The following is a 9,542-nucleotide window of genomic DNA, read 5'->3' on the forward strand; positions in this document are numbered from 1 at the left end:
CCCTTTTCCATGATTCATATTATTAGTTTACCATAATGAAGATGATATAATAAATTATAAGGAGTGAAACATCAAATGACTATTGAAGAGAGTAAAACATTAGAACGCATGGAACATCTGACAGAATTACATGGTGCACCAGGATTTGAAGATGATGTTAAAACATATATGAAAGAACAAATGACACCTTATGTAGATCATTTTGTAGATAATAAAATGGGTGGGTTTTATGGTGTGAAAAAATCACCTAAAGCTAATGCTAAACGTGTAATGATAGCAGCCCATATGGATGAGATTGGATTTATGATTACGCATATCACAGATAATGGTATGATCCAATTTACTAATTTAGGCGGTGTAGCAAATGATATATGGCAGGGACAAAGATTAAAAGTAAAAAATAGAAAAAACGAAGAAATCATTGGTGTCGTTGCCAATATTCCAAAACATTTTAGAACTGGTAATGAAGCAGCACCTCAAATTAAAGATTTAATGTTAGATATAGGTGCAAGTTCGAGTGAAGAAGTTAGACAAAAAGGTATTGAAATTGGCGACACAATTGTACCTGCTACGCCATTTACTCAGTTATCAGAATATAGATATAGTGCAAAAGCGTGGGATAATCGATATGGTTGTCTCATTGCTATTGAAATATTAGAATTACTGAAAGATACAGAATTAGAAGTTGATTTATATGTTGGTGCCAATGTACAAGAAGAAGTAGGCTTAAGAGGCGCTAAAGCATCAGCAGAATTAATTCAGCCGGATATTGCATTTGTAGCAGACTGTTCTCCTGCAAATGATATAAAAGGTAAGCAACAATTATCTGGTGCGTTAGGGGAGGGGACATTAATTCGTATCAAAGATGGTACGATGATACTCAGACCTACTTTTAGAGATTATTTATTAAATTTAGTAAAACAATATGATATTCCGCATCAATATTATATGTCACCAGGAGGAACAGATGGCGGTGAAATCCATAAAGCAAATGATGGTATTCCTACAGCAGTAATAGGAGTATGTGCACGTTATATTCATAGTACAGATGCTGTTTTTGATATCCGTGATTATTATGCCGCTCGTCAATTATTAAAAGCATCAATTACGAATTTAAATGAAGAACAAATACAACGATTACAATATCAGTAATATAGGAGTGAAAAACATGATACAACTTGAAACAGAACAACAATTTGAAGAATTAAAGCAAGGAAATACAGTTTTTGAATTTACAGCAGGATGGTGCCCCGATTGTAAGGTAATCGAACCAGAATTGCCACAATTAGAAGAGAAATATCAATCTTTTAAATTTGTATCAGTAGATAGAGACCAATTTTTAGATATTTGTATAGAAAATGGTATTATGGGTATCCCAAGTTTCTTAGTTTATAGAGACGGAGAATTACTAGGAAGTTATATTGGTAAAGAAAGAAAATCCATTGAACAAATAGATCAATTTTTAGCACAATATATTTAATTGAATAGTTGAAAAATATATTTAAAAACTTGTTTTTTTCTGTTACTATCCTTTGATTTATTGTAAACTATTAAAAGGTGCGAAATAGGAGTGATATGAATGAATGTCTTTCAAATGAGAGATAAAATTAAACAGCGTTTGAATCATTTAGATGTAAATTATAAATTCAATCGTGAAGACGAAACATTAAGAATTTATAGAAAAGACAATCATAAAGGTGTCACAATTAAATTAAACGCTATTGTCGCAAAATATGAAGAAAAAGAAGAAAAAATTGTAGATGAAATTATATATTATATAGATGAAGCAATTGCTCAAATGGCTGATCAAGGTATAGAACAACTTGATGAAATTAAAATTATGCCGGTGATTCGTGCTACAAGTTTTGATAAAAAGACTAAAGAAGGCCATGCATTCATTTATGAAAATCATACTGCTGAAACTAATATCTATTACGCATTAGATTTAGGAAAGTCATATAGACTTATTGATGCAAGTATGTTAGAAACATTGAAAATGACAGAACAACAGATTAAAGAAATGTCACTTTTTAATGTAAGAAAGCTTGACAATAAATATAGTACCGATGAAGTGAAAGGTAATATATTCTATTTTATTAATTCTAATGATGGTTATGATGCAAGTCGCATACTTAATACATCATTTTTAAATGATATACAAGATCAATGTGAAGGCGAAATGTTAGTAGCAGTGCCTCATCAAGATGTTTTAGTCATTGCTGATATACGCAACAAAACAGGCTATGATGTGATGGCTCATTTAACTATGGAGTTTTTCACAAAAGGACTTGTCCCTATTACTTCTTTATCTTTTGGATACGACAAAGGTCATCTTGAACCAATATTCATATTAGGGAAAAACAATAAACAAAAAAGAGACCCTAACGTCATACAAAGATTAGAAGCTAATCGTAAAAAATTTAATGATAAAAATAAATAATGATAAAGGAGATATATACAATGAATTTATTCTTTAATCCAAATGGTGTAGGAGATGTTGCATTCTTACAAATCGACCCTACAGAAGGCGAATTCAATTATAAAAAGAATAACGACGTAGTAGAAATAACAAACGAAGATAACGAAGTAGTTGGGTATAATTTCTTTAATATATCTACTCATATACAATTAGAAGGTAATGGACACATTAAATTAACTGAAGAAATCGTTAATCAATTACAACAAATGATTAAAAATAATGGTTTCACATATGAATTGAATGCTGATTTATCTCCAAAATTTGTTGTAGGTTATGTAGAAACAAAAGAAAAACACCCTGACGCTGATAAATTAAGTGTACTTAATGTCAATGTAGGTAATGATACATTGCAAATTGTTTGTGGCGCACCAAATGTCGAACAAGGACAAAAAGTAGTTGTAGCAAAAGTGGGCGCAGTAATGCCAAGTGGTATGGTAATCAAAGATGCAGAACTTAGAGGCGTTGCATCTAGCGGTATGATTTGTTCAATGAAAGAATTAGATTTACCAAATGCTCCTAAAGAAAAAGGTATTATGGTGCTAGATGATAGCTATGATATTGGACAAGCATTTTTTGAATAACAAAGGAAGGTCGTGAAAGTATGAGCTGGTTTGATAAATTATTTGGCGAAGATAATGATTCAAATGAAGATATATTAAGAAATAAAAATAAAAGACGCCAGGCAACTCAATCGAATGATTCTAATCATGACTCATTACTGCCACAAAATAATGATATCTATCATCGACCAAAAGGTAAATTCCGATTTCCTATTAATGGTTTTGAATCAGAAAATGTGGAGTCTGAATATACATCTGTGAATGATGGGGAACAATCTTATGTGAAAAATGATGATAATGAAACTTTAACTTCTCAAGAAAGTAAGAGACATCGTCGTAGAAGGAATCATGCCAATGACGATGAGTATGTGAACTCGTCTCGACAATCTAATTCAAATAAAACTAGAAGAAAACAAGTAACAAATCCTTATGTCACTAAATCAACTCACCGCCAAATTTCTCCTACTTCATTAGGAGATAACAAATCTAATAATGGTGCTACATCTTCAAAATCACAACCAAGAATGAAATTACAATCCGAACGTTTTAAATCAAATTATAAAACGCAACCGGAGTATACATATCACAAAAGTGATTTTAAAGCTTCAGAAGTACCATCAGCCATTTTTGGTACGATGAAAAGACGACCAATTGAAAACGGCATGATACCTCCTAAAGACAATGAAGAAGAAACTAATAATAAAATGAGTTCAAATGTTAATCATTCTAGTGACAACGATGGATACACTGCCGAAAGATCCCAAAGCAACTTTAGAAGTAATCAACAATCGAATGATGTAAAAGAAACTAGTACAAATAGTAATTCAAAACATGATGAGAATATAAATCAACAAACATCGTCAGTGGGAGATGAAAAAGCAATTAACTCAACTCCTAACCATTCAACTAAAGATAATACTATTAATATTAACAATATCTATGCATCTCAAATTGTTGAAGAAATTCGAAGAGAACGTGAACGAAAAGTGCTTCAAAAGCGTCGATTTAAAAAAGCATTGCAAGAAAAAAGACAACAAAATAAAGAGACCAATGAAGATAGTATACAAAAAGCAATTGATGAAATGTATGCCAAACAAGCACAACAATATGTAGGTGAAAGTTCATTAGATATGGAATCTCAAGATGATAGCAATGCTATGATTAACGAGCATGACAATAATGAAACAATAAATCAAACAGATGCAATTGAAAATTCAGACCTAGATCAACAAGAAACATCTCATTACAATTATGAAGAAATCGATTTATCTGATATTAAACCAAGACATCAAGTAAATGATGACGATGTTACTGTGACTGATGTAACAGAACAAGATGATGTCTCAGAAACAACTGATACTAACTATGTTTCATCTCAATCCATATATGATGATCGAACAACTACCGTCCAGAAAGACTCTGAATCTAGTCAAAGTGACTCTACAATTAGTTCAGAAAATGCAAAACATCATTACAGTGATAAAACATCAATATCAGAAAATGAAGATAATAATATAGATGATGCAGATTATCGAGAATTAGATGATAGTGAGCAACCAACAACATATTCTACTTCAGAACATACATCTTCATCTCTATATGATAGTGAGACATCACAACTTAATGATCATAAGCACTTGAATAGAAGAAGTGGTCATAATGCAGTTACTCAAAGCGTCGATCATGAAACGGAATATGCTAAAAAGCGAAATCCACATATTCAAGATAGCAATTTAGGTAATAGTGATAAAACAATGTCAACATCAGAATCAGTATTAGAAAGTGATGAATCATTAAGTGATAGTTTCATCTCTAATAATAGTAATGAAACATCTGAATTTGTCGCTTCATCTTATGATAATACTCAAAACTTAAGTAGTTCAGAAAATAGCTATTCTGAATCTATAAATGATAATCAATCAGAAAGTTCTGATCAGAATTTTGATAAAGTTAATAGTGAAAATAAAGGCGTAGAAACTAATCAGCATCTACATTCTGGACAAACTAGCAAGCCATTAAAAGGTAGTAAGCCATTTAATGTTGTTATGACGCCTTCAGATAAAAAACGTATGATAGATAAGAAAAAATCTCGCACAGTTCATGTTCCAAATCTAACGCCTGAACGTCAATCAAATTCGACACAATCAAATAATATTAAGCAAGCATCGTCAGAGCAATACAATACATCAGAACACTCTGAATCAAATCAACAATCAAACAATATAAGTGAAAGTGAAGCGCCTTCAGCTGATCGTACAAATGAACTAAATCAAACAACATATGAAAGTGACTCAAATTCAACTGCAAGTGAACATAGCCTAAGTGCAAATGACGTTGTCAATAATGAGAATGTGCAAATGGCTCAGAGCGATTATAATGTTGGAATTAATCAAAATATGGAAGATGATAGTTCGTCTATGCAACATGCTTCCAATGATGTTAATGAAAATGATTCAGATAATCGCAATGAAGACAAACGAGAGAATACTCATGCATCTACATCTAAGGTTACATCTGGAGAAGTGGATAATAATAATGAAAATATTAAAGTTCAAAAGCCCACTATAAGAAAAGGTCCAAATATTAATTTACCTAGTATGGAATTGCTTGAATCACCAGAACCACATGAAGTAAATGAAGAGTGGATTGATGATAAAAAGCAAGAATTAAATGATGCATTATATTATTTCAATGTTCCTGCAGAAGTTCAAAATGTTACTGAAGGTCCAAGTGTGACCCGTTTTGAATTATCAGTTGAAAAAGGTGTTAAAGTATCAAGAATTACTGCTTTACAAGACGATATTAAAATGGCGTTAGCAGCCAAAGATATACGTATCGAAGCGCCGATACCAGGTACAAGTTTAGTAGGTATCGAGGTACCTAATCAAAACCCTGCCAAAGTCAATTTGAGATCAATTGTAGATTCAGATCAATTTAAAAATGCTGAATCTAAATTGACAGTTGCAATGGGTTATCGCATCAACAATGAACCATTACTTATGGACATTGCTAAAACACCTCATGCTTTAATTGCAGGTGCAACAGGTTCAGGTAAATCAGTGTGCATTAATAGTATTTTAATGTCGCTATTGTATAAAAATCATCCGGAAGAATTAAGATTATTATTAATTGATCCAAAAATGGTTGAATTAGCACCATATAATGATTTGCCACATCTTGTGTCACCAGTAATTACAGATGTTAAAGCAGCCACACAAAGTTTAAAATGGGCTGTTGAAGAAATGGAACGTCGATATAAATTATTTGCTCAATATCACGTTAGAAATATTACAGCATTCAATAAGAAAGCTTCTTATGAACAAAGAATGCCAAAAATTGTTATAGTAATAGATGAATTAGCCGATTTAATGATGATGGCGCCACAAGAAGTAGAACAATCCATCGCGAGAATAGCTCAAAAAGCGCGTGCTTGTGGTATTCATATGCTTGTTGCCACACAAAGACCATCAGTTAATGTTATTACCGGTTTAATTAAAGCTAATATCCCAACTAGAATTGCATTTATGGTATCATCAAGTGTAGATTCTAGAACTATTCTTGATAGCGGAGGAGCAGAACGACTATTAGGATATGGCGACATGTTATATCTTGGTGGCGGTATGAATAAACCTATCCGTGTTCAAGGTACATTTGTTTCAGATGAAGAAATTGACGACGTTGTAGATTTTATTAAACAACAGCGTGAACCTGATTATTTATTTGAAGAAAAAGAATTATTAAAGAAAACACAAACTCAAGCACAAGATGATTTATTTGATGATGTGTGTGAGTTCATGATTAATGAAGGACATATTTCTACTTCGTTAGTACAAAGACATTTCCAAATTGGGTATAATAGAGCAGCGAGAATCATAGATCAATTAGAACAACTAGGTTATATATCTGGAGCGAACGGTTCTAAACCTAGAGATGTTTATATTACTGAGGCGGATTTGAATCAAGATTAAAAATTAGTAAGGAGTTTTATAATGACACACTATCATTTTGTCGGAATTAAGGGCTCTGGCATGAGTTCATTGGCACAAATCATGCATGATCTTGGGCATGAAGTGCAAGGCTCAGATATTGAAACTTATGTTTTTACAGAAGTTGCTCTAAGAAATAAAGGTATAACTATCTTACCGTTTGATAGTAACAATATTAAAGAAGATATGGTAATTATACAGGGTAATGCTTTCCCTGATACACATGAAGAGATAGTCAAAGCACATCAACTTAAATTAGATGTGATTAGATATCATGATTTTCTTGGCCATGTAATTAACCAATATACTTCGGTAGCAGTTACTGGTGCACATGGTAAAACATCAACAACTGGATTGTTATCTCATGTGATGAATGGAGATAAAAAGACTTCATTCCTTATAGGTGACGGTACAGGAATGGGTTTACCTGGCAGTGACTATTTTGCATTCGAAGCTTGCGAATATCGACGTCACTTTTTAAGTTATGATCCTGACTATGCAATTATGACAAATATTGACTTTGACCATCCTGATTATTTCAGAGATGTTGATGACGTTTTTGATGCATTCCAAGAAATGGCTCAAAATGTTAAAAAAGCTATCATTGCATGGGGCGACGATGAATATCTTAGAAAATTAGAAGCGGATGTACCCATTTATTACTATGGTTTAAAAGAAACTGATGACGTATATGCTAAAAATATACAAATCACTGAACAAGGTACACAATTTGATGTTTATATTAATGGAGAATTTTATGATCAATTCCTATCACCACAATATGGTGACCATAATATTCTAAATACATTAGCTGTTGTAACTATTAGTTATTTAGAAAAAATGAACGTTGATAATATAAAAGAAGCATTAGAAACATTTGGTGGTGTAAAACGTCGATTTAATGAAACAAAAGTATCAAATCAAGTATTAGTAGACGATTATGCTCACCATCCAAGAGAAATTAATGCTACAATTGAAACAGCTAGAAAAAAATATCCACAAAAAGAAGTTATTGCTGTATTCCAACCACATACATTCTCAAGAACTCAAGCATTCTTAGAAGAATTTGCAACAAGTTTAAGCGCAGCTGACCATGTTTTCTTATGTGAAATTTTTGGTTCAATTAGAGAAAACACTGGTGAATTGACGATTCAAGACTTGATTGATCGTATTGATGGATCAGCATTAATTGATGAAAATAGTATAGATGTATTAGAGAAATTTGATAATGCTGTAATATTATTTATGGGCGCTGGAGATATACAAAAAATCCAAAAAGCGTACTTAAATAAATTAGGTATAAAAAAAGATTTCTAATATGTTTATAATGATTTCTCAAGGGTATTAAATATTAATGAATTTTATAATTAGGTATTTAGGAGGCGTTTTTAATGGATTGGATTTTACCAATTGCTGGAATTATCGCTGCGATAGCGTTCTTAATTTTATGTATCGGTATCGTTGTAGTGTTAATTTCTGTTAAGAAAAATTTAGATCACGTGGCTAAAACACTTGATGGTGTTGAAGGTCAAGTACAAGGTATTACAAGAGAATCTACTGATTTACTTCATAAAGTTAACCGTTTAACTGAAGATATTCAAGGTAAAGTTGATCGTTTGAATTCTGTAGTTGATGCTGTTAAAGGTATTGGTGACTCAGTTCAAACATTAAATGGTTCAGTTGACCGTGTAACTAATTCTATTACACACAACGTATCTCAAAATGAAGATAAAATTTCTCAAGTAGTACAATGGTCAAATGTGGCAATGGAAATTGCTGACAAATGGCAAAATAGACACTACCGTCGAGGAAGTGCAAATTACAAAGCAAACACAGTAGCAAATGATACAGATCATAGCTATACTACACGTGTTGACAAATAATTAATAAGAATGAACTAAATGCACTTAAATGAGGTTGTTACTTGTTTAAGTGCATTTGTTATAGGGAGGAATAAATCATGGAACACTATAATCGTGATGATTTTGAAAGAAATAATACTGGAAATGATTTATACAGCCGTCATACTCGTATAAATAATCAAACACCACAACGTAAAGATTTTGTTGTAAGCTTTATTACCGGTGCTTTAGTAGGTTCAGCTTTAGGGTTATATTACAAATTGAAAGTTTTCGAAAAAGCTGATCAAGCGATTGCTAAAGAAAAAGAACTACGTGAAAAAGCATTAAATTACAAATCTCAAGCAGAACAACGTTTTGAATCTGTTAAAAACCAAGTTGAAAACTTCAGAAATAAATCAAAAGATGGTATCTCATCTGATGAATTATCAGCACAAAAAGTCGCAATCCAAAGAGAAGTAAGCGACAATAATTTAGCAGATCAATCACCAGAAGCTAGAGATATTCAAGAAGCAAAATTAGAAGCAGAAGGAAATTCTGGATCAGATGCTTCAGCTACAGAATTAGCAGCACAACAAAACGCAATTCAAGCTGAAACAAATAAAGATAGTTTAGCAGATCAGTCACCACAAGCACGTGAAATACAACAAGCCAAACA

General features: G+C 32.1%; 7 protein-coding genes and 1 pseudogene. All 8 read left to right on the forward strand.

The genetic code is table 11. The features are described 5' to 3' along the window. The first annotated feature begins 75 nt into the window (after positions 1–75). Complete coding sequence (locus tag Q4528_RS10680; protein ID WP_046466824.1) at positions 76–1,152, forward strand: M42 family metallopeptidase; 1,077 nt, start codon at positions 76–78, stop codon at positions 1,150–1,152. A 16-nt stretch (positions 1,153–1,168) separates the two neighbouring features. Then, positions 1,169–1,480 (forward strand): thioredoxin family protein, encoded by a 312-nt coding sequence (locus Q4528_RS10685; RefSeq protein ID WP_046466823.1) that lies wholly within the window; start codon positions 1,169–1,171, stop codon positions 1,478–1,480. A gap of 99 nt (positions 1,481–1,579) precedes the next feature. Further along, positions 1,580–2,440, forward strand: coding sequence for a DUF1444 domain-containing protein (locus Q4528_RS10690; RefSeq protein WP_046466822.1), 861 nt, complete (start codon positions 1,580–1,582; stop codon positions 2,438–2,440). A gap of 20 nt (positions 2,441–2,460) precedes the next feature. After that, a complete protein-coding gene (gene ytpR, locus Q4528_RS10695; protein WP_017638261.1) occupies positions 2,461–3,060 on the forward strand; it encodes a YtpR family tRNA-binding protein in 600 nt (199 codons plus the stop codon). A 20-nt stretch (positions 3,061–3,080) separates the two neighbouring features. Next, on the forward strand, positions 3,081–7,007 hold the full coding sequence (locus Q4528_RS10700) for a DNA translocase FtsK (RefSeq protein WP_303521517.1): 3,927 nt from the start codon (positions 3,081–3,083) through the stop codon (positions 7,005–7,007). A gap of 21 nt (positions 7,008–7,028) precedes the next feature. Further along, positions 7,029–8,342 (forward strand): UDP-N-acetylmuramate--L-alanine ligase, encoded by a 1,314-nt coding sequence (murC, locus tag Q4528_RS10705; RefSeq protein WP_017638259.1) that lies wholly within the window; start codon positions 7,029–7,031, stop codon positions 8,340–8,342. A gap of 74 nt (positions 8,343–8,416) precedes the next feature. Further along, a complete protein-coding gene (locus Q4528_RS10710; protein ID WP_002467416.1) occupies positions 8,417–8,908 on the forward strand; it encodes a DUF948 domain-containing protein in 492 nt (163 codons plus the stop codon). A 77-nt stretch (positions 8,909–8,985) separates the two neighbouring features. Continuing rightward, positions 8,986–9,542 (forward strand): annotated as a pseudogene (locus Q4528_RS10715) (smooth muscle caldesmon); the annotation flags it as partial.

The organism is Staphylococcus pasteuri (genome assembly GCF_030547725.1).
Classification (GTDB): domain Bacteria; phylum Bacillota; class Bacilli; order Staphylococcales; family Staphylococcaceae; genus Staphylococcus; species Staphylococcus pasteuri.